Raw genomic sequence first — 20,067 nt, 5'->3', positions numbered from 1 at the left:
CTTTATGATAGATTTATCACAAGGTAATTAACTAAAAATGATATACTTTTTCATAGCTTTGATGTATTAGGATTTTAATCAAAATGAGAACTATAGGCTACATTGCGATACTACTCTTACTGATTTCGTGTAACGGCACTGAAAGTTCAAAAGATTTGAACAAAAGTCTTGTCTCCGAAGAAGTTTCCAAAATGCTGCATGTCTACCATAAAGACATCAATGAAAAAGGTCTTACGGCTGAGTTTGAATATCTAGATATTTCAGATGAATTTTTTTGGGTTCCACCAGGATATAAAACTGCTCTTTCTTATGATTCGGTAAAGACTATCTTGGAAATTAACTCCAAAGCGTTACGCTCTATCGAATTGCAATGGGATACATTGCAAATATTTCCTTTGTCAAATGATATTGCAAACTATTCTGGAATAGTTCGGAGCATTACGATTGATACTTCTGGAACGAAATCTACTGTATCTATAATAGAATCTGGAACACTAATAAAACGAAAAGATCATTGGAAGTTACTAAGTGGGCAATCGAGGTTATTAGATAATTAACTGAAACCCTGCAGTATGTTACTTTTAAATGTTATAGTTTTATTTAAAGCATTTAATAATGAATAAAACAAAATATAGTTTATTTTTTTTCGGAGTCTTATGTTTTCTATTTTCTTTTCAGAATTGTAGTGATTCTTTAAATAAAAATATAAAAACCATATCCATTCCTAATGATGATATAAAAGGGAAAGCTTTTATAGGCGAAAGCAGGCAATCTGTGTATTACTCACCTCAAGGAAATTTCATTCAAGTATATATTCCACATTCAGGAATTTGGACAGAATTGGTTATTGAAAAATCTCATCAAATAATCATTCCAAAATTATTTATCCAAGATGACAAAATCAATACCAGTCTAATTTTTGATAGCCTAAGTATTGGTCAATATCACTTAAAATATATATCTGAATTAAAAGACACCATTCAAGAAAAACTACGTTTTGAAAAAAATATCGAGTTAACATTTCCAGAAATGGTAAGTGATTATTATGATAAAAAAGATATTAAACACCTGAATATTGAAAATTTAACAAGAAAAGATACACTGCAAATTCTTTATAAAAATTATGGATGTTTTGGGGGTTTTAGGAATCTGATAGAGTTCATATCGAATGAAGAAGATGAGCTTTTTCTTAGAAAAAAAATATATGGTCTTAGATATGAAGACGAACCTGAAGATCAATGGATTTATTCAAAAGGCAAAGACATAAAGGAAAAACTTTTGGAGTTTGTATCTGACGTAAAAAAACTGCAAAAGATTGACCTAGATCTTTGTTCTTCTCAAATAGAATATATATTCCGAATTAAAGGTGAAAATAGCATTTATTGGGTAGAGGACAAATCTTGCAAATTATTAGATGAAATTGCTGAATTAATAAATACTAGATAATTGAAATTAAAATATTCGATTAATCAAAAAATCTACTCAATCAAATCGATATGTCTGTCGTGATAACCCAGTAGATACAGGACACCATCCAAGCCTATGCTAGAAATTGAGTTTTGTGCATTGTCCTTTACAGTTGGCTTAGCATGGAACGCAATCCCTAAACCAGCCAAATTGAGCATTTGCAGATCGTTAGCACCATCGCCAACAGCTATGGTTTGGCTAATATCAATACCTTCTTTTTCTGCAATCTCTTTGAGGTATTCTGCTTTCTTTTCACCATTAACAATATCGCCAATATAGTTTCCTGTAAGAACACCATCTTTGATTTCTAACTGATTTGCATAAACATAATCGATACCTAACTTTTCCTGAAGGTAATGTCCAAAATAGGTAAACCCACCAGACAAGATAGCGGTTTTGAAACCGTAATTGTTCAAGGTATCAATAAGACGTTTCGCACCTTTGGTAATCGGTAAATTAACAGCGACATTATGAAGCACATCTTCACTCAACCCTTTTAAGAGTTTCATGCGTCTTTCAAAGCTTTCATTAAAGTCGATTTCGCCTTGCATCGCAGACTCTGTAATGGCTTTAACCTCCTCACCTACACCAGCCAATTCTGCCAATTCATCAATAACTTCGGTCTGTATCAAAGTAGAATCCATATCGAAACACACCAAGCGTCTGTTGCGCCTAAAGATATTGTCTTCTTGGAATGCGATATCGACATCTAAGTCTCTGGAAATATCCATAAACTTCTTGGTGATTTCTTCTTTATCATCGATACGCCCTCTTATTGACAACTGAATTGATGCTCTTGGATATTCTTCTTTTTCAACCAAAGACAAACGTCCTGTTAATCGTTTTATCGCATCAATATTGAGGTTCTTTTCAGAAATGACTTTGGTGACTTGTGAGATTTGTTCAGCAGCTAATTTCTCACCAAGTATTGTTATAATATAACGGTCTTTTCCTTGGAGCTTTACCCATTTTTCATAGTCTTCAAGCGAGATTGGATTGAATTTAGCTGTAATGCCAAGTTCATAGGCTTTAAATAACAAATCCTTAAGTACTGCTGCGGACTTTTTCCCAGATTCAATTTCAAACATCATACCCAATGATAAGGTATCGTGAATGTTTGCTTGACCAATGTCCAAAACTTTAGCACCATACTCTGCTAATACTTCAGTCAATGCTGCCGTTAAACCTGGTTTATCTTGTCCAGAAATGTTTAGTAAGAAAATCTCTTTAGCCATAAGAACTTCATTCTCAATAAGGAAGATGCAAAAATGGGTATTCTATTTAAAATATGAAAGTGTTTGTGGTTAATTGAATGTAAATTATTTACTTAATAAACCGACTATGCCAACTGTCTTTTGCAGGCACTTCCCAATTTTCTAAGTACTCTGCTTTGTTGGTCACCAAATTATTGAACACAATAGTGCTGAGTGAAACGGATCTGTTCTTTGCCATCTTCCTGAAGTCTGACAATGGCTTATAAGCAATGAATTCTCCTTGTTTGTAGGACACATTCATCTTATCCATAAGATCAACATTATAGTCTTTTTCTAACTGTTGAATAAAATGCACAGAAGCATCAATGGAGCAGCCCGTTGCAGTATTTAAATCCTGATCTAAGGCTATCGTGATAAAGCGTTTATATTTGATGTCATATCCAGCCTTAAGATCGCTACCATGAGCGGTCCATTGTTCTATAAACTGATCTAACTTAGCTTTTATCTCTTCTATTTCAGCGTCAGTAAATGAACGACTGGCTTGGTATATCCAAACTCTTGAAGTATCTGGTAATGAATTAAAATCTACTAACATTTATTCTTCCTTTCTTTTTTCTCTGTAATAAAATTTAATTGCACCCAATGCAGAAAATACTACGAAGATTAGTGCAAAAATTTCAATTGTGATAGGTTTATTGGTAAAGTAAAACAACCCAAACATTAATGCTGTCCAAATGATGCCATTTGTCAATGCAGCTTTAAGCATTTGGATTCGGTTTTGGCTTCACTATAATTGCGAAAATAACCGCAACAACAGCGGCTACTATAAGTATGGTATTATTGGTAAACGACGCATCTAGAAACGTTTTACCGAGATACATTATTCCACCACAAACAACACCACCTACGATGCCTGCTATAATTCTAAACTTAATGAATGAAGGTTTATTACTCATAATTAAGAATTTGCGATTAGTTCTGCGATATCCAAAACAGTAACACTGTCTTCTTTTTCGTGTGCCTTAATGCCATCCGTCATCATAGTATTGCAATATGGACAACCGGTTGCAATGATATTAGGACTAGTTTCTAAAGCATCTTTTGTACGCAATACATTAATGTCCATGTCTCCTTTTTCTGGTTCTTTGAACATTTGTGCTCCTCCTGCTCCACAACACAATGCAGTGCGCTTATGACGTTTCATCTCAACGATATTTGCATTGGTCTTTTTGAGCACTTCTCTAGGCGCATCGTACACCTCGTTAGCACGACCTAAATAGCAAGGATCGTGGAAGGTAATACGTTTGCCTTTATAGGTTTCACCTTCTAGAGATAAACGACCTTTATCTACAAGCTCTTTAATAAACTGGGTATGATGTACCACATCGTAATTTCCACCTAAGCTCGGGTATTCATTTTTAAGTGTATTGAATGAATGTGGGTCACAAGTCACAATACGTTTTACTTCGTAAGCATTGAGGACTTCGATATTCATCATGGCTTGCATCTGGAATAAGAACTCATTTCCGGCACGTTTTGCGACATCTCCTGTACAACTTTCTTCAGCACCAAGCACAGCAAAATCAACATTTGCCTTATTGAGAATCTTCACAAAGGCTCTGGTAATTTTTTTAGCTCTATCATCATAACTCCCAGCAGAACCAACCCAAAACAGAATCTCTGGTTGTCTACCTTCTGCCATTAATTGTTCCATTGTAGGGACTATAAGTTGCTCGCTCATACTTCTCTTGTTTATGCTTCTTTATAAATCAGTATTGAATTCATAATGTTTACGATTCACCTGCTTGATTCTTATATAGTAGTACGCTATTGCTATGATATGAATTAAAATGAAAACCTGAACACTATTGTTTCTCAATAAAACATCTACACTAGATGTCATCAATAAAGACATAACATAGCAATACATCATTACAATGCATAGCAATACTGTCTTAAATAGTATTAGGCCTTTCATAATTACTCGTCCTTCCAGTTTAGGCGATCCATTTGGTTATAAGGCCAAGGCGCACCATTATTTTCTATATTGGTCATCATGTTGTTCAGCTCCATTGGTGCTGCACTTTGTTCCATGACTAAATAACGTCTCATATCTAAGATAATAGACAGTGGATTAATGCTCACAGGACATTCTTCTACACAAGCATTACAGGTTGTACATGCCCAAAGTTCTTCGTGTGTGATATAATCGCCTAAAAGCTGCTTACCATCGTCTTTGAACTCACCTCCATTAGCATCGATATTCTTACCAACCTCCTCTAAACGGTCACGAGTATCCATCATAATCTTACGAGGTGATAGCTTCTTTCCTGTGAGGTTTGCCGGACACGACGATGTACAACGTCCACACTCAGTACACGTATATGCATTGAGCAATTGTACCCAATTAAGGTCTTGCACATCGCTAGCACCAAATTTTGCAGGTGTTTCATCTTCTGCCCCTTCAGTTGGAGCTGCAAATGGATCTGCATTTGGATCCATCATTAGTTTCACTTCGTTGGTAACCGATTCTAGATTATTCACCTTTCCTTTTGGCGTAAGGCTACCATAATATGTGTTTGGGAATGCTAATAGGATATGTAAATGCTTCGAGAAATATAAATAGTTCAAGAATACTAAAATACCAAGTATATGCATCCACCATGCTCCGCGTTCAATAAGGTGTAATGTTCCTTCTGACAATCCTGAAAACCAAGGTGCTATATATTGACTGATAATATTCCCATTATCCATAGCTTGAAATGGTGCATCTGTTGCATTCATGACTAAGAATAAGGTCATCAAAACCATTTCAAAATACAGGATGAAATTCCCATCGTTCTTTGGCCAGCCTGTCATTTCAGCACTTAGGAAACGTTTTAGCTTTATCACATTTCTACGAATCCAGAATACGATTACCGAGATAAATACTAGTACAGCTAATATTTCGAAAGACCCTATTAGAAATCCGTAAAAACTTCCCATTCCTGAAAACACACGATGAGTTCCAAGCAGACCGTCAATAATAATTTCTAGAACTTCAATATTGATGATGATAAAACCTAGATATACAATAACGTGTAGCACTCCTGAAATTGGTCTACGCACCATTTTACTCTGACCAAGCGCTATATTGATCATATTTTTCCAGCGTTGCGACTTGTTATCGCTTACATCAACATCTTGCCCTAGTTTAATGTTTCTAATAAGTTTCTTTACATTACGAACAAAGTATCCTACACCCAGAATGAGCGCAATTGCAAAAACTATATTTGGTAAGTATTCCATGTTGTGGTTGGTCTAATTCTTCTGCTCTTCAGTAGGCGGTTCGTAAGGGATCTCTTTTTTAGAAAGTATACGTCTGTATCGTGCTGGATGAAGTTTGATATCTAGCAACAGTAGTTCTAATTCCTTGGAAGCACCTTCTAGGTTATTGTACAGTTTATCATCCTTGAGCAATTTCCCCATCGTTCCATCTCCATTTTCCAAGCCTCTTAATACGGCATTTACTGAACCTAAAGTATTATCAAGTTTAGTTATTGTTTTACTTATTTCAACATCTTTGAGATCGTCTGAAAGTGTCGCTAAATTTTCACTTGTCTTATTTACATTTTCTAATACTAAAGATATTTTACCATCATTTTCCTTGATCGCTTTATCTATTGTATAAGAGAGCGTCTTAAAAGATTTCAAAGTTGAATTAAGTTCAGCTATAGTGGCTTTAATACCTGCGTCGGAATCGTCTATAACTAATTTATTCAGATTAGTCAATAAGGTATCTGTTGAACGTAATGTGGCATCTAAATTCGCACTCAATCCTGAAAAATTCTTACTAAGGCTAGACACTAATCCTGGCTGAACTTCAGACTTAAGAAAGTCTCCTGTTTTGGCCATTTCGCCATCATTTGCCTTAATAATCGCTAAAGCATTTCCTCCCATGATACCTGTTTCATACAAGCGGATGATACTATTTTTGGAAAATTTTAATTGTGGATCAACTGAAAAAGAGACTCTGGTTTTCCCAGTTTTGAAATCGTATTTAATGTCTTCAACCTTTCCAACAGCATTACCTTTAATGGTTACAGGAGACGACGTGCTCAATGCATTATAATCGAATTCGGTGTAATACGTATCTTCTGCTGTAAAAATATCTTCTCCTTTGAGGTATGAGAATAAATATATAAAAAGAGCAATACCTGATAAAACCAGTAACGCTACCTTAATTTCTTTTGAAATCTTCAATGTTTATCGTATTTGGTTGCTAGCAAAATTAGGAATAAATTTATTAAGAATGCGTTTAATTAGCAGTGCTTTTAATAACCTCACTTACTGAGACTTTTTCACCAGCTTTATACGCAACAACGAAACAAGAACTGTAACCTTTTTCGGAAGCTTCTTCCTTTAATCTTTGAATTTCATTATAGTCCGAAGTTTCTCCATAATAGTACTTATAGAGATTTCCATCCTTTTCTCGGGAGACCTCCTTAAGGCCTTTGAAATTATATGATCTGGTGGCTAATCGACTTTTTCCAGCAGCTATTTGCACTTTGAACGTAACACCTTCATAAATCATTGGTTTTTCTGGCTCTGCAATTTCTGTACTATCATTAGCAACCTCATCTTCAATAATAACTTCGTCATCGTCAATAAAAATATCTGATCCGACGTTGTTATCCAGTTCTTTCTTATAGTCCAAAATTGCATCTTCTAAAGCTGATGCCATTTTTAACTGTCCTTTTCTAGAATTTAAGAATGGTCCTTCTTTATTGTTTGTTAAAAACCCTAGTTCTACAAGTATACCAGGCATATACGTATTGTGGATTACCCAAAGGCTAGCTTGTTTAATTCCTCTACTTTTTCGACCTACACTTTTTGAAAAATTATCTTCAATCTTTCTGGCCAAAACTATGCTCTGGTCTACATATTGCTCTTGAATAAGTGATAAACTATGAAGTGACTCCGGTGAATTTGGGTCAAAACCTTCATAGTGCTTTTCATAGTTATCCTCCATAAAAATCACTTCATTCTCTTTTTTTGCAATCTCCAAGTTTCGTCTATCATTAGTAAACCCCATCACGAAAGTCTCTGTACCATAGGCTTGACTATTGTGTGAGTTACAATGTACAGATACAAACAAATCTGCATCTGCTTTATTAGCTATTGCAGATCTCTCGTACAATTCTAAAAACACATCGGTCTTTCGTGTATAGATGACTTTGATATCCTTATTCTTTTCTAAAGCTTTACCAACTTCTAATACCACTTTAAGCGCTATATCCTTTTCTCTGTAACCATTACCCAAGTTACCAGGATCTCCACCTCCATGACCAGCATCCAATACGACAATAAATTTTTCTTTTTCCTGAGCTGTTAAATCAGAAGATGTTAAAGAAACTGTAAATATGAACAGAAGAAATACGAATATGTTATGTATGTACGTTTTCATAGATATCTAACGGCTAATAAACTCGGTTTAGTGCCCAAAAACAAAGGGCTTTACTATTTTTTAATTTTAATGACTGTATTATCCTAATCACAAAAAAATATATGTAATTTTGGCAGTTCAAAAACCGAGCCATACTTTTACAAAAATACATCTAAAAGGATTGCGTACAAATAGCCTTCACATACTTTTTCTTCTAAGTTTTACAGTGCTTATCAACAGTTTTGGCTTTGCTCAGGAGCTTCCAAAAAATAAGGAGCCTATTAAGCCAAAAACAGAACGCGATAGTTTGGTTGTGGTTAAAACAGATTCTTTATTAACTCAGCCACTTAATCTTAGGGAAAATGATTCGGTAAAGACCGATTCGATTCCTAAGAAGAAAGGCTTACTAGAGGATATTGTAAAGTACAAGGCTAAAGATTACGTCTCTATCAATCAACGCGAGAAAAAGATTTATCTCTACAACGAAGCTGAAGTGTATTATCAGGATATGGAGATTAAGTCTGGAGTTATTGTTATAGACTACAGCAAAAACCTTGTCTATGCTGGACGACTCAAAGATTCAACTGGTTATTCTCAAGCACCTGTATTTAAACAAGGCAATAATGTTATAGAACCCGACTCTATTATTTTTAATACTGAAAATCAAAAAGCACTTATTTTTAATTCTAGGACTGAACAACAAGGCTTTAATGTTTTTGCTCCAAAAACCAAGAAAGAAAACGACTCAGTTTACTTTATGGAGAAGGCTAGATTTACCACTGCTGAAGATCTTGATGACCCAGAATACGAATTTGTAACCTCAAAAATTAAGGTAGTTCCTGGAAAAAAAATAGTTACTGGTCCTACGAATATGGAAATCTATAAAGTGAAGACTCCAATTTTTCTTCCGTTTGCATATTTTCCATTAACTCAAACACAGACTTCTGGTGTTATCTTCCCTTCTTTCGGTGAAGATACAGGTAACGATCGTGGCTATTTTTTACAAAATGGTGGTTATTATTTTGCAATTAGCGATTATGTAGATTTAGCTGTTCTTGGAGATTATTATACCAATGGTAGTTATGGTCTCAGGATTGAATCGAATTACGCCTTGCGATATAGATTTAGAGGTAATTTTAGTTTTAGGTATGAAAACTTATTGAATAGTGAGCGTGGTTTCCCTGACTTTAGCAAAAGCACCATTTATAATATCAGGTGGTCGCATAGCCAAGATGCAAAGGCAAATCCGAACTCTAGATTCTCCGCGTCAGTAAACCTTGGTAGTAGCCGTTATTTTCAGCAATCGATTAATCAGTTGAATGCTTCAAACTTTTTGAATAATACCTTATCCTCTTCAGTATCTTACTCAAAAACATTTCAAGGTGAACCGCAAGTAAACCTTAATCTTACAGCAACACATCAACAGAATACACAAACTGAACAAGTCAACCTTACGTTACCAACACTTCAGGCTAGTGTAAGTCGTATATTTCCATTTGAACCTAAAACTGGAACAAAGAAAGGTATCATTCAGAATATAAACTTGCAGTACAATGTTAGAGGTGAAAATCGTATTCAGACTACAGATTCTTTATTCTTCAAAAAAGAAATGTTTGATGATGCCAGAATCGGAATGCAGCACTCCATACCTTTGAGTACCAACTTTAAGTTATTCAAGTATTTCAGTATGAGTGCCAGTGCTAATTTTCAAGAAACCTGGACACTAAATACTATAGATCGTTTCCAAGATCCTAATAGCTTAGAGATTGTTACTGTAGATAGAAACGGATTTGACTCATTCCGAACATATAACTTTAGTGCAAGCTTAGGTACTACAATCTATGGAATGTTCGACTTTAAAAAAGAAGGTAAAGACCCTAAGATACAAGCGATAAGGCATGTGATGCGACCTTCCATAAGCTATAACATCAATCCTGCTTTTGATCGCTATTATGAAACTTATGAAGTTGTAGATGCAGACGGCATGACTTCTGATCAGGTGTTTAGCCGTTTTGAAGGCTCGCTGTTTGGCGCGCCAAATAGAAACTTCTCAAGTTCAGTCGGCTTATCTCTAGGAAATAATTTTGAAGCCAAAGTAAGAGACAAGGATAGCACAAAAACAGAGCCTAAAAAGATTGTGTTATTAAACAACCTTAACTTCTCTACAGCTTATAATATTTCGGGAGATTCCTTGCAATGGAGCCCACTTAGAGTGACTGGTGGAACGCAGATTCTTAATAAGAAAATGAGCATCAACTTTGGAGCTACTTTAGACCCTTATGCACTCGATAATAACAACAATAAAATCGACAGATTTAATATCGATAATGGAGGAAGCTTATTCCGATTAACTTCTGCCAACATGAACATTAGTTATTCATTATCTAGCGATAATTTTGAATCTGGTGGACGTGAAGATGCTGCCATAGCAGAATCTCTGCGTAGTGGTGGTCGGGCTGATGATCTCTTTGGAAAACCGCAGGATTTTGCCGATCAAAGATTGACTGACGATGATAAAGATGAAAATAAAAAGGAGAAAGAATCTGAGTTATTCAATTACAAAATCCCCTGGTCTCTCAGGCTTGCTTATGCGGTAAATTATGCCAATACACGACGGCAGAATGAAATATCTTCGCATTCCTTAATGTTCTCTGGTGATATAGATATCTCACCGCGATGGACTGTTGGTGCTTCATCTGGTTATGACTTTAAGAATAAAGGATTTACATATACACAATTACGGTTTGAAAGAGATCTATTGAGTTGGCGTATGAACTTTAGCTGGATTCCTTTTAGCGACCGTAGTTCATGGAACTTCTTCATCGGTATTAAGTCTAGCTTATTGAAAGACTTGAAGTACGACAAGCGTAGACAACCAGATCGACAGCTATAGCATAACTTCGTAACTATTAATCTAGAATAGATTGAATAGAATAAAAAACATCAAAGAACTTCTAGATATTAATCTTGAATTACTGTATGGCAAATCAGTCTTTCTAACCGATTTAATTTCTAAGGAAGGTGATAGTAGATCATTTTTATTGTTTGGTTTAGACCCAACTTATAAAGGTATTTTTAGCGAATTTCAAGTTTCAATATTTAATGGAGTTGCCCATCATTTAGAACTACATGTAGCAAAGCACAACTTTGACGAGTTTAAGAGTATATTAGAACAAATCATTTCTGAATATGGTGATGATGAAAACGAACAAGGCATAAATGATATTGAAAGCTTTGAATACATGTCTTGGTGGTTCAAAAATGACAAGCACGAAAAAACATATGATGACCCATTCAATGACGAAGAAACATACTATGGAATTATGATTAATAAGGATGCAAATAAAATTACCCTTGGATTAATCGATTATTCTAATATTGATATTAAATTGAATTCTTTAAATTGGTCGAGAAAGCAAAGAGAGGTCAATTAAATTCTAAATTATCCTTACCCATGAAAACAATCATTAACACACCAAATGCACCAGCTCCAATAGGACCATATAATCAAGCAGTATTAATTAACAATACACTTTACACTTCTGGGCAAATTGCTATTGATCCTAAAACTAGTCAGCTTGCTCTAGGCGATAGTGTAGAAAGTGAAACAAAGCTTGTTATGGAAAACCTTAAGGCTGTTTTAGCTGCTGCGGATATGACATTTGACCATGTGATAAAGACATCTATCTTTATTTCTGATATGAATAATTTTTCAAAAATAAATAGTGTTTACGGACAATATTTTGATGAAGATACAGCTCCAGCTCGCGAAACTGTTGAAGTTGCCAACTTACCAAAGTTTGTTAATGTTGAAATAAGTATGATTGCTGTTAAAGCTTAGTAACCGCTTTCTTAGCGTCTTCAAACTCTTGAAGCATATCGTCTACAATCTCTTGTACAGACTTGACATCGTGAATCAATCCTGAAACTTGGCCAATCTCTAATTCGCCATCTTCCAAGTCGCCTTCAAACATTCCTCTTTTGGCTCTGGCTCTGCCTAAAAGCTCTTTTAGCTCCTCAACTGTTGGACCAGTTTTGTAGAGTTCCTGTACTTCGTTGTAGAACTTGTTCTTTATTAATCGTACAGGCGCTAACTCTTTTAGTGTCAAATGCGTATCACCTTCTTTAGCATCTACGACAACCCGTTTAAAGGCATCGTGAGCAGAAGATTCGTGACTTGCTACAAAGCGACTTCCTACCTGTACACCGTCAGCTCCTAGTACCATAGCAGCTAACATTGCTTGTCCTGTAGCGATACCTCCTGCGGCTATTAATGGTATGCGTAATTGCTCCCTAACCATTGGAATCAAAGTCAATGTAGTAGTTTCATCACGTCCGTTGTGGCCACCAGCTTCAAAGCCTTCAGCAACAATAGCATCTACTCCAGCCTCTTGGGCTTTTAAAGCAAACTTTACACTACTAACCACATGCACAACAGTTATCCCTTTATCCTTTAACCATTTTGTCCAGGTTTTAGGATTTCCTGCTGAAGTGAAGACAATTTTCACACCTTCGTCGACGATGATGTTCATGATTTCCTCAATGTTTGGGTACAACATCGGCACATTAACACCAAAAGGTTTGTCTGTAGCTTGTTTACATTTTTGAATGTGTTCTCGCAAGACTTCAGGATACATAGATCCAGCTCCTAAAAGCCCTAAGATTCCAGCATTACTTGCAGCAGAAGCTAAGCGCCATCCACTGTTCCATATCATTCCAGCTTGAACAATTGGATGTTCTATTTTAAAAAGGTCAACAATTTTATTTGACATCTAAGATTTGATCAGTTTAATAGTTTTTGAAATGGTTGGAGATTTAATATTCAACAAATACACTCCTGAAGCCATTTCTGAAGTATCAATACGGTTAGTAGTATTCGTGATTGGTTGGTTAAAGATTTGCTTTCCAAGTACATCATAAATCCTCAACTCTGCTTGTTCTATTCCGAATGGAAATCTAATATTGAGTACTGTATCAACAGGGTTTGGAAATAATTCAAAGTCTTGACGCTCTTGTTCTAAAATCGATAAACCAATATCTAAAGCTAATTGTAAATCTGGAATCCCATGACCCAATAAATTATCAGGGCTACTGAATTGGGACGCAGACTCTCTTACAAATTGTTTTATTTGCTCAGTGGAAGCTTCTGGTAAGGCTTGCATTAAACAAGCAATACCTCCAGCCATAACTGGTGCACTAAACGATGTTCCGTTGTTTTGCACAATGACATTATTGGCGCCTATAACATAAGTGGCTGCTCCTCTAGCAACAACATCAGGCTTCTGTGTTGGTTGTGCACTAGATCCTTGGGAACTGAACGATGCATAGTTTTCATCTGCATCAACCGCTCCTATCGATAGCACATCTGGAGAATCGGCAGGTGCACCAACAGTTTGCCAAGCAGTAGCTCCAGAATTTCCTGCAGAGACTACAACAAGAATTCCTTTTTCAGCAGCAATAGAAGCACCTCTTGTTATAAAAGCGGTCTGCCCATCCATATTAGCTGGTGTATAATCGTAAGCAGAATTATCAAAAACTCTGTATCCCAATGATGTATTAATCATATCAACACCAAGACTATCTGCTCTTTCCGCTGCTTCTACCCAATAGCTTTCTTCTACTGGAGTTTCTGAAAGCACATCTTCTGTTCTGAATAAATAATATGAAGCGTCTGGCGCTGTTCCTACAAATTCATCTTGTACAAAACCAGCCATATCACTAAGTACTTTTGTACCGTGATCGCTTCCTCCAAAAGCATAAACATCTGCTGTACGATCTACAAAATCGTATCCTCCTAATAAATCATTATTGTCTCTAAGCCTTTGAAAACCTCCCATAGTGTTCACATTAGGAAAACCAGAATCCATAACCGCTACAGTAATGCCTTCTCCTGTATAATCTTGAAGGTGCAGTTCGTCCGCACTTATCATCTCCACCTGATTTTGAGAATTTCCATAAGTAAAGCTTACTTGAGTATCTTCAATTTCAAACTTGTTTGAAGGTTGTGAGACTCTGGAAGAAGAGTCTAAACTATTATCTGCAAAGTCAATACTATCAACAAACGATAGATTCAGTAATGCATTGATGTCGGCTTCTGTTCCTCTAACGTGTACGGCATTAAACCATTTGGATTTTGCCATTACAGAAATTCCCGATTGATTTTTTAGCTGTGTAATGTAAGATTCATTAACAGGAACGTCACGCTCGTCTATAGCAACACCCTTATCGAGTTTTCTGTCTATAGCTTTCTGAGTTAGAATAGAAATAGGATTAGCTATTGAAGCCGAAACATTCTCTTTATCAGTAAGAAATACCCAAGCATCTTGCTGTGAATACCCAAGAATTCCTAATAAAGAAAAGGTTAATAAAAGTAATTTCTTCTTCATATCTTACAGATTTGGTATCTGCAATTTACGAAATAACTCCCGAACCTACCAACTCTTCATTGATATACCAAGCTGCAAACTGTCCTTCGGTTATAGCAGATTGGGCGTTTTCGAACTCTATGAACAAGCCACCTTCAACCTTATATAGTGTAGCTTTTTGTAAGGGTTGACGATATCGAATACGGACTTCTGCCTGCATAGTTTCATCAATATCTAAGGCTAAATCTTCTCTTACCCAATGTAATTCTTGTTCTTTGATAAACAATGCTTTTTTGAAGAGTCCAGGATGAGATTTGCCTTGTCCTGTATAGATAACATTGTCCTCTACATTTGTATCAATGACAAATAGTGGTTCTGGAGTACCTCCAACTGCTAGGCCTTTACGCTGTCCTTTGGTATAGTAGTGTGCGCCTTGATGTTTCCCAACAATTTTTCCAAAATCTACAGAATAGTCTAGTTTTTGAGATAAATACTGAAGTTCATCATATTTTGAATCGAAATCTGGCACTTCTTCACCATAGACCTTATGATCTTTTGGCACTTCTACAATGACACCTTCTTTTGGTTGTAGTTGCTGTTGAAGAAATTCCGGAAGTCTTACCTTTCCAATAAAACAAAGTCCTTGAGAATCTTTCTTCTCAGCAGTAACCAAATTGAGTTCTGTGGCAATCTTACGAACTTCTGGTTTTGTTAATTCTCCTATCGGAAATAATGCTTTGCTCAGTTGTTCTTGTGACAATTGACACAAAAAATAAGATTGGTCTTTGTTATTGTCTACACCTGCCAGTAATTGGTATACCTTTTCACCATCCTTTTCAATGACGCCTTTTCGACAATAATGACCTGTAGCAACAAAATCAGCTCCTAGCTCCATAGCAATCTTCATAAAGACATCAAACTTTATTTCGCGATTACATAGTACATCTGGGTTTGGCGTTCTACCTTGCTCGTACTCATTGAACATATAATCCACAATACGCTCTTTGTACTGCTCGCTAAGATCTACTGTTTGAAACGGAATGCCTAACTTATCTGCTACAAGCATGGCATCATTGCTATCATCTAACCATGGACATTCGTTAGAAATAGTCACGGAATCATCGTGCCAATTCTTCATGAATAGACCAATCACTTCATAGCCTTGCTCTTTTAACAAATAAGCTGCAACGCTAGAATCTACACCTCCAGATAATCCTACTATTACTCGTTTCATGCTGCAAAATTAATTATAAAAAAAGCAACGCAAAAGCGTTGCCATTATTTATTGTTATGGAGTGAATAAGCTAAATCTATTGCTTCTTTTGAAGTTTTGGATTTTTGCTCCTTCTGGTAAAATCTTTTTCTTCTTTTAGTTTTCCATTTTGATAAAACTTCCAAATACCATGCTTTCTATCTTTTTGAAAAACACCCTCAGAAGCTATTAGCCCAGAAGCATCATAAAATTTTGATGGTCCATGAAGCTCTCCGTTAACGTAATTGGATTCTCTAAGTAGTATGCCTTCTTCAGAATACCATACAGACTTCCCTTCTCTTTTACCATCTTTATAGGTAACCTTTTCTGCTACCTTTCCATCTTTAAAGTAAATGATTTTTTCACCATCAAGCTTTCCAGCATTATTGTAATGTTCAACCGTCATCACGGAAGCAAATTTGTTATGGTAATACAGCCATTTGCCAACAAATGCTTTACCTTTCATCTGCCCTTCACTAATTACTTTTCCTTTTGAAGACATGAACTTCACATCGACTATATCGGAATCTTTTTTAAAATCCTTTGTTGCACTAAGAATACTTTTCCCCTTAACTAGCTTATAGAACTTAAACAAGCCCACTTCTTTTCCATGAACAAAATTACCCTCATATCTCACCTGATCGGTATTCTTGTAATTCTTAGTCCAAAGCCCGTGGCGCTTACCATTGCTGTCGTATCTATTAACCTCTTTTTGCGCATAACATAAGGACACAAAAAGTGTTAACAAAATCATAAAATTGATTTTTTGTTTAATCATTTTTAAAAATCGTTAAACAAATTAATTATATTTGTTACCGTTGAACACTTTAAAACTCAAAAAAATGAAAATTATTTCAAAGACACTGAGATTCATTCCTATTTTTTTTCTGGTAATTGGATTGAGCTCATGTAGCAATGATGATGATGCTAATCCACCTGGAAACAATCAACCAGAAACTATTGTAGAAATTGCTTCTGCAAACCCGATCTTTAGCACTTTAGTAGCTGCACTTCAAGCTGCTGATGGCGATTTAGTTACAGTTTTAAATGGCGCTGGTCCATTTACTGTATTAGCACCTACAAATGATGCATTTGATGCTTTCCTAACTGCCAACAACTTTAATTCTTTAGAAGAAGTTCCTACTGATGTTTTGGCACAGATTTTATTAAATCATGTTATCGCTGCAGATGTTAGCTCAACTGATTTAGTAAATTTAGGAAGCGGTTACACTAGCACTCAAGCAACTGGAGCTGGAGGACAAAACATGAGTTTATATTTTGACACTACAACTGGTGTACGCTTCAATAATGTTGCTTCTGTAACTACTGGAGGTGCAGATGTGGATGCATCTAATGGTACTATCCATATTATTGATGCAGTTATAGGCTTACCAAGTGTCGTAAACCATGCGTTGGCAAACCCAGCTTTCTCTAACTTAGTTAGTGCGCTTGGCTTAGCTGATGGTGGTCTAGTAGATGTTCTAAGCGGAGATGGTCCATTTACAGTTTTGGCACCAGATAACGATGCTTTTAATGCATTTTTAGATGGAGCTGCATTAACTGATGTTCCAACTGATGCTTTAGCACAAGTACTCTTAAATCATGTTCTTGCAGGAACAACTCTATCTACGGATTTAGTTAATGCTGGTGCTGGTTACACAAGCACAAGTGCCTCTGGACCAAATTCTAGTAATCTAAGTTTATATTTCAACACTAGTGATGGTGTTTCCTTTAATGGTGTTTCTACTGTAGCTCAAGCAGATGTAATCGGTACTAATGGTGTTATCCATGCCGTAGATGCTGTTATAGGCATACCAACCGTTGTGACATTTGCTTTGGCAGATCCTAACTTCTCTACTTTAGTTACTGCGTTGACGGAGTTGACTCCAGGAACTGATTTTGCTGGAATCTTATCTAGAACTGAAGGTATGAATATGGATGGTATTAATCCAGAGTTTACTGTTTTTGCGCCTACTAATGATGCATTTGCAGCTTTATCATCAATTCCTGAAGAAGCTGTTCTTACTCAAGTTTTATTACATCATGTTATTAGTGAAGCTAATGTACGCTCAGGAGATTTAACAGATGGTATTTCACCTGCAATGTTGAATGGTCAAACCATAACTATTAATTTACCTGGAACTGGTGATAATATTGCTGATGTTACTGATGGTGCTGGTAATTCTGATGTTGGAATTGTCGCTGTTGATGTTCAAGCAGGCAATGGTGTTATTCACGTGTTAAATAAAGTAATGCTCCCTGGAGAGTAAAAAATATTAGGGAAACTCTATAATCCCTAAATTTTGGTTGATAGCGAAAAGCCTCTAAGAAAATATTCTTAGAGGCTTTTTATATATACTTTGTATTAGTTTACTTTTTTCTTCGTTGCTGATTTTGCTTTTGCTGTTCAGCTTGCTCCATCATTTCCTGCATCTTTTTCTGGAAACGGTTTTGCTTCTTTGGTTTGCTCTTGCTTACCTCAATCTTAGCAAGTACCTTCTCTTCATCAATGATGTAGTTCTTAATCACTAACATGATACCAATACTAATCAAGTTAGAGATGAAATAATATAAACTCAATCCAGATGCATAGTTATTAAAGAAGAACAACATTAGTAACGGAGAGAAGTAAATCATATACTTCATCATTTTACCCATATCTGGCATTCCTTCTTGAGTTGGCTGTGATGCCATTTGTTGTCCAGTTGTCATCTTCATATAAATAAAGATAGCTATGGCCGCCAAGATTGGGAACAAACTTACATGGTCACCATAAAACGGAATACTAAAAGGTAGATTCGCTATGGTATCATAAGAACTTAAATCGTCCGCCCAGAGGAAACTCTTCTGTCTTAAATCGAATGCTGTCGGGAAGAACATAAATAATGCATAGAATACTGGTATTTGCATCAATCCTGGTAAACAACCACTCAATGGACTAGCTCCTGCTTTGCTTTGCAATGCCATAGTTTCTTGCTGAGCTTTCATCTTATTGTCCTTATACTTCTCTCTAATTGCATCCAATTCTGGTTTTAGAATCTTCATCTTAGCTTGAGATAAGAACTGCTTGTATTGTACAAATGACAATAGAAGTTTCACCAAAATGGTCATTACTATAATGGCAATACCATATGGTAAGAATGAGCTCAACCATCCAAATAGAGGAATAAATAGTGCTTTATTAATCCATCCAAAAATTCCCCATCCAAATGGAATACTTTCTTCTAGGTTTTTATTGTATGCTTTTAGAATCTTACTATCTGTAGGTCCGTAATACAAGCCGAAAGACTCATTAAGTCCTCCTCCTTTAAATTCTAGTGGTAATTTAGAAGCATATAGTTTTGTATACAGCGTATCAACTTCTTCATCCTCAACTAAATCCTTTGAACTTAAACTAACTGATGCAAACGGCTTTTCAGGCACTAGAATAGTACTGAAGAAGTGTTGTCTGTAAGACAACCAAGATACATCTTGTTCTACCTCATCATCATCTCCCATTTGTGATAACTTATCGATCTTATCACCATCGTGCTGATAGGTTAATCGTGTATAACGATTTTCGTAGGTTATACTTTTTGCTTGACGTAAACTTCTTTGTTTCCAATCTAGATTAATCTCTTGAGAACCATTAATTACATTATCTAAACCTTGAGATTTGATCGTAAAATCGATCATGTAATCGTCTGGTTTCAGTTCGTATCTATATTCTAAATATTTGCTTTCAGAAAACTTAAGCTTCATAGAAACTACAGTATTGTCTCCATTTTTAGTGACTGAAGGCTGGAAAGGTTGATCTTGAGTATTAAGAGTTCTATTATCTGTTGTTCCTAAATTAATATTGAAACCAACATTGTTATCTTTAAGAATGTATACTGGTACTGAATCGTAGTCTACAAACTTGTTTAGTTTTACTTCTGAAAGAAATCCACCTTTGTTTTTGAATTTCAAATCAAAAACGTCAGTACTAACATGAGTTTCTCCTTCCATGTCAATCCCTATTGTGTAAGCATAAGCTAATGCTCCTAACCTATTATTTAATTCGGCTACTTTAGTAGAATCTGTTGGAGAAACAGTGGAAAAGTTTTCTGCAGCAGTTTCAATACTAACTTGTTGCGAAGCTTCCTTGGCTTCTTTCTCTTTTTCAACTTGCTCTTGCTTAGCTTTTTCTTGTGCCTCTAATTCTTCTGGTGTTGGCTGGTTTTGATACAACATCCATAATAAGATTCCGAAGATGAGTATAAACCCTATTATCGAATTGACATCTAATTTTCTTTCTTCCATATATGTATATCTTATGACGAAAAATTCCTGTATGTAGCAGGAATTTTACAGTTAGCTCTAATC

The 20,067-nt window shown here is 35.8% G+C and carries 19 protein-coding genes; 6 read left to right on the top strand and 13 right to left on the bottom strand.

All coding sequences use genetic code 11. The annotated features are described in order from the left end of the window. The first annotated feature begins 83 nt into the window (after nucleotides 1-83). Both NCE97_RS11440 and NCE97_RS11435 read left to right on the top strand, forming a co-directional pair. Nucleotides 84-557 (top strand): hypothetical protein, encoded by a 474-nt coding sequence (locus NCE97_RS11440; protein ID WP_353779401.1) that lies wholly within the window; start codon nucleotides 84-86, stop codon nucleotides 555-557. A gap of 58 nt (nucleotides 558-615) precedes the next feature. Then, nucleotides 616-1,446, top strand: coding sequence for a hypothetical protein (locus NCE97_RS11435; RefSeq protein WP_353779400.1), 831 nt, complete (start codon nucleotides 616-618; stop codon nucleotides 1,444-1,446). Nucleotides 1,447-1,478: 32 nt separating this feature from the next. Here NCE97_RS11435 and serB read toward each other — a convergent pair whose 3' ends face one another. From serB to NCE97_RS11395, 8 genes are all read right to left on the bottom strand, one after another. Next, complete coding sequence (gene serB / locus NCE97_RS11430) at nucleotides 1,479-2,702, bottom strand: phosphoserine phosphatase SerB (RefSeq protein ID WP_353779399.1); 1,224 nt, start codon at nucleotides 2,700-2,702, stop codon at nucleotides 1,479-1,481. An 88-nt stretch (nucleotides 2,703-2,790) separates the two neighbouring features. Next, nucleotides 2,791-3,276, bottom strand: coding sequence for an ABC transporter ATPase (locus NCE97_RS11425; RefSeq protein WP_353779398.1), 486 nt, complete (start codon nucleotides 3,274-3,276; stop codon nucleotides 2,791-2,793). After that, on the bottom strand, nucleotides 3,277-3,447 hold the full coding sequence (locus NCE97_RS11420; RefSeq protein WP_353779397.1) for a hypothetical protein: 171 nt from the start codon (nucleotides 3,445-3,447) through the stop codon (nucleotides 3,277-3,279). Next, on the bottom strand, nucleotides 3,440-3,637 hold the full coding sequence (locus NCE97_RS11415; protein WP_353779396.1) for a hypothetical protein: 198 nt from the start codon (nucleotides 3,635-3,637) through the stop codon (nucleotides 3,440-3,442). Before NCE97_RS11415 ends, NCE97_RS11420 begins: the two co-directional genes overlap by 8 nt. A 2-nt stretch (nucleotides 3,638-3,639) precedes the next feature. Continuing rightward, nucleotides 3,640-4,422, bottom strand: coding sequence for a (Fe-S)-binding protein (locus NCE97_RS11410; RefSeq protein ID WP_353779395.1), 783 nt, complete (start codon nucleotides 4,420-4,422; stop codon nucleotides 3,640-3,642). Nucleotides 4,423-4,661: 239 nt separating this feature from the next. Next, nucleotides 4,662-5,969 carry a 4Fe-4S dicluster domain-containing protein gene (locus tag NCE97_RS11405; RefSeq protein WP_353779394.1) on the bottom strand — a complete coding sequence of 436 codons (1,308 nt, stop codon included), beginning with the start codon at nucleotides 5,967-5,969 and terminating at the stop codon, nucleotides 4,662-4,664. 12 nt (nucleotides 5,970-5,981) lie between these two features. After that, nucleotides 5,982-6,923 carry an MlaD family protein gene (locus NCE97_RS11400; RefSeq protein WP_353779393.1) on the bottom strand — a complete coding sequence of 314 codons (942 nt, stop codon included), beginning with the start codon at nucleotides 6,921-6,923 and terminating at the stop codon, nucleotides 5,982-5,984. A 55-nt stretch (nucleotides 6,924-6,978) separates the two neighbouring features. Continuing rightward, complete coding sequence (locus NCE97_RS11395; RefSeq protein WP_353779392.1) at nucleotides 6,979-8,127, bottom strand: N-acetylmuramoyl-L-alanine amidase; 1,149 nt, start codon at nucleotides 8,125-8,127, stop codon at nucleotides 6,979-6,981. Nucleotides 8,128-8,236: 109 nt separating this feature from the next. On the opposite strand from NCE97_RS11395, the gene NCE97_RS11390 reads away from it, so the two are divergent. From NCE97_RS11390 to NCE97_RS11380, 3 genes are read left to right on the top strand one after another with little or no spacing between them, the layout of a single operon-like run. After that, nucleotides 8,237-10,999 (top strand): putative LPS assembly protein LptD, encoded by a 2,763-nt coding sequence (locus NCE97_RS11390; protein ID WP_353779391.1) that lies wholly within the window; start codon nucleotides 8,237-8,239, stop codon nucleotides 10,997-10,999. A gap of 31 nt (nucleotides 11,000-11,030) precedes the next feature. Further along, nucleotides 11,031-11,540 carry a hypothetical protein gene (locus NCE97_RS11385; RefSeq protein WP_353779390.1) on the top strand — a complete coding sequence of 170 codons (510 nt, stop codon included), beginning with the start codon at nucleotides 11,031-11,033 and terminating at the stop codon, nucleotides 11,538-11,540. Nucleotides 11,541-11,560: 20 nt separating this feature from the next. After that, nucleotides 11,561-11,947 carry a Rid family detoxifying hydrolase gene (locus NCE97_RS11380; RefSeq protein ID WP_353779389.1) on the top strand — a complete coding sequence of 129 codons (387 nt, stop codon included), beginning with the start codon at nucleotides 11,561-11,563 and terminating at the stop codon, nucleotides 11,945-11,947. On the opposite strand, the gene NCE97_RS11375 is transcribed toward NCE97_RS11380, so the two are convergent. From NCE97_RS11375 to NCE97_RS11360, 4 genes are all read right to left on the bottom strand, one after another. Further along, the gene (locus tag NCE97_RS11375) at nucleotides 11,937-12,878 is read right to left on the bottom strand and encodes an NAD(P)H-dependent flavin oxidoreductase (protein ID WP_353779388.1); all 942 of its coding nucleotides are present in this window, start codon (nucleotides 12,876-12,878) and stop codon (nucleotides 11,937-11,939) included. The genes NCE97_RS11380 and NCE97_RS11375 overlap by 11 nt on opposite strands. Next, entirely contained in the window at nucleotides 12,879-14,492 is a 1,614-nt protein-coding gene (locus NCE97_RS11370; RefSeq protein ID WP_353779386.1) for a S8 family serine peptidase, read from the bottom strand. 25 nt (nucleotides 14,493-14,517) lie between these two features. Further along, the gene (mnmA, locus tag NCE97_RS11365; protein ID WP_353779384.1) at nucleotides 14,518-15,705 is read right to left on the bottom strand and encodes a tRNA 2-thiouridine(34) synthase MnmA; all 1,188 of its coding nucleotides are present in this window, start codon (nucleotides 15,703-15,705) and stop codon (nucleotides 14,518-14,520) included. Between the two features lie 76 nt (nucleotides 15,706-15,781). Next, complete coding sequence (locus tag NCE97_RS11360; protein ID WP_353779383.1) at nucleotides 15,782-16,477, bottom strand: toxin-antitoxin system YwqK family antitoxin; 696 nt, start codon at nucleotides 16,475-16,477, stop codon at nucleotides 15,782-15,784. Nucleotides 16,478-16,565: 88 nt separating this feature from the next. Between NCE97_RS11360 and NCE97_RS11355 the strand changes: the two genes are divergently transcribed. Further along, nucleotides 16,566-17,993 (top strand): fasciclin domain-containing protein, encoded by a 1,428-nt coding sequence (locus NCE97_RS11355; protein ID WP_353779381.1) that lies wholly within the window; start codon nucleotides 16,566-16,568, stop codon nucleotides 17,991-17,993. Nucleotides 17,994-18,093: 100 nt separating this feature from the next. Here the strand turns inward: NCE97_RS11355 and yidC are convergent, their stop codons facing one another. Beyond that, the gene (gene yidC / locus NCE97_RS11350; protein ID WP_353779379.1) at nucleotides 18,094-20,004 is read right to left on the bottom strand and encodes a membrane protein insertase YidC; all 1,911 of its coding nucleotides are present in this window, start codon (nucleotides 20,002-20,004) and stop codon (nucleotides 18,094-18,096) included. Nucleotides 20,005-20,067 lie beyond the last annotated feature (63 nt).

It is taken from the genome of Winogradskyella sp. 3972H.M.0a.05, from assembly GCF_040493455.1.
Lineage (GTDB): Bacteria > Bacteroidota > Bacteroidia > Flavobacteriales > Flavobacteriaceae > Microcosmobacter.
Note: the sequence above shows the minus strand (reverse complement) of the source record. Positions and strands in the feature narration are given on the sequence as shown.

Excerpts from the sequence above, each read along its gene's own strand:
- NCE97_RS11370 (WP_353779386.1), bottom strand. The coding sequence starts at position 14,492 with ATGAAGAAGAAATTACTTTTATTAACCTTTTCTTTATTAGGAATTCTT.
- NCE97_RS11380 (WP_353779389.1), top strand. The coding sequence starts at position 11,561 with ATGAAAACAATCATTAACACACCAAATGCACCAGCTCCAATAGGACCA.
- mnmA (WP_353779384.1), bottom strand. The coding sequence starts at position 15,705 with ATGAAACGAGTAATAGTAGGATTATCTGGAGGTGTAGATTCTAGCGTT.
- NCE97_RS11420 (WP_353779397.1), bottom strand. The coding sequence starts at position 3,447 with ATGCTTAAAGCTGCATTGACAAATGGCATCATTTGGACAGCATTAATG.
- NCE97_RS11425 (WP_353779398.1), bottom strand. The coding sequence starts at position 3,276 with ATGTTAGTAGATTTTAATTCATTACCAGATACTTCAAGAGTTTGGATA.
- NCE97_RS11395 (WP_353779392.1), bottom strand. The coding sequence starts at position 8,127 with ATGAAAACGTACATACATAACATATTCGTATTTCTTCTGTTCATATTT.
- NCE97_RS11410 (WP_353779395.1), bottom strand. The coding sequence starts at position 4,422 with ATGAGCGAGCAACTTATAGTCCCTACAATGGAACAATTAATGGCAGAA.
- NCE97_RS11355 (WP_353779381.1), top strand. The coding sequence starts at position 16,566 with ATGAAAATTATTTCAAAGACACTGAGATTCATTCCTATTTTTTTTCTG.
- NCE97_RS11435 (WP_353779400.1), top strand. The coding sequence starts at position 616 with ATGAATAAAACAAAATATAGTTTATTTTTTTTCGGAGTCTTATGTTTT.
- NCE97_RS11375 (WP_353779388.1), bottom strand. The coding sequence starts at position 12,878 with ATGTCAAATAAAATTGTTGACCTTTTTAAAATAGAACATCCAATTGTT.
- serB (WP_353779399.1), bottom strand. The coding sequence starts at position 2,702 with ATGGCTAAAGAGATTTTCTTACTAAACATTTCTGGACAAGATAAACCA.
- NCE97_RS11405 (WP_353779394.1), bottom strand. The coding sequence starts at position 5,969 with ATGGAATACTTACCAAATATAGTTTTTGCAATTGCGCTCATTCTGGGT.
- NCE97_RS11360 (WP_353779383.1), bottom strand. The coding sequence starts at position 16,477 with ATGATTTTGTTAACACTTTTTGTGTCCTTATGTTATGCGCAAAAAGAG.
- yidC (WP_353779379.1), bottom strand. The coding sequence starts at position 20,004 with ATGGAAGAAAGAAAATTAGATGTCAATTCGATAATAGGGTTTATACTC.
- NCE97_RS11415 (WP_353779396.1), bottom strand. The coding sequence starts at position 3,637 with ATGAGTAATAAACCTTCATTCATTAAGTTTAGAATTATAGCAGGCATC.
- NCE97_RS11440 (WP_353779401.1), top strand. The coding sequence starts at position 84 with ATGAGAACTATAGGCTACATTGCGATACTACTCTTACTGATTTCGTGT.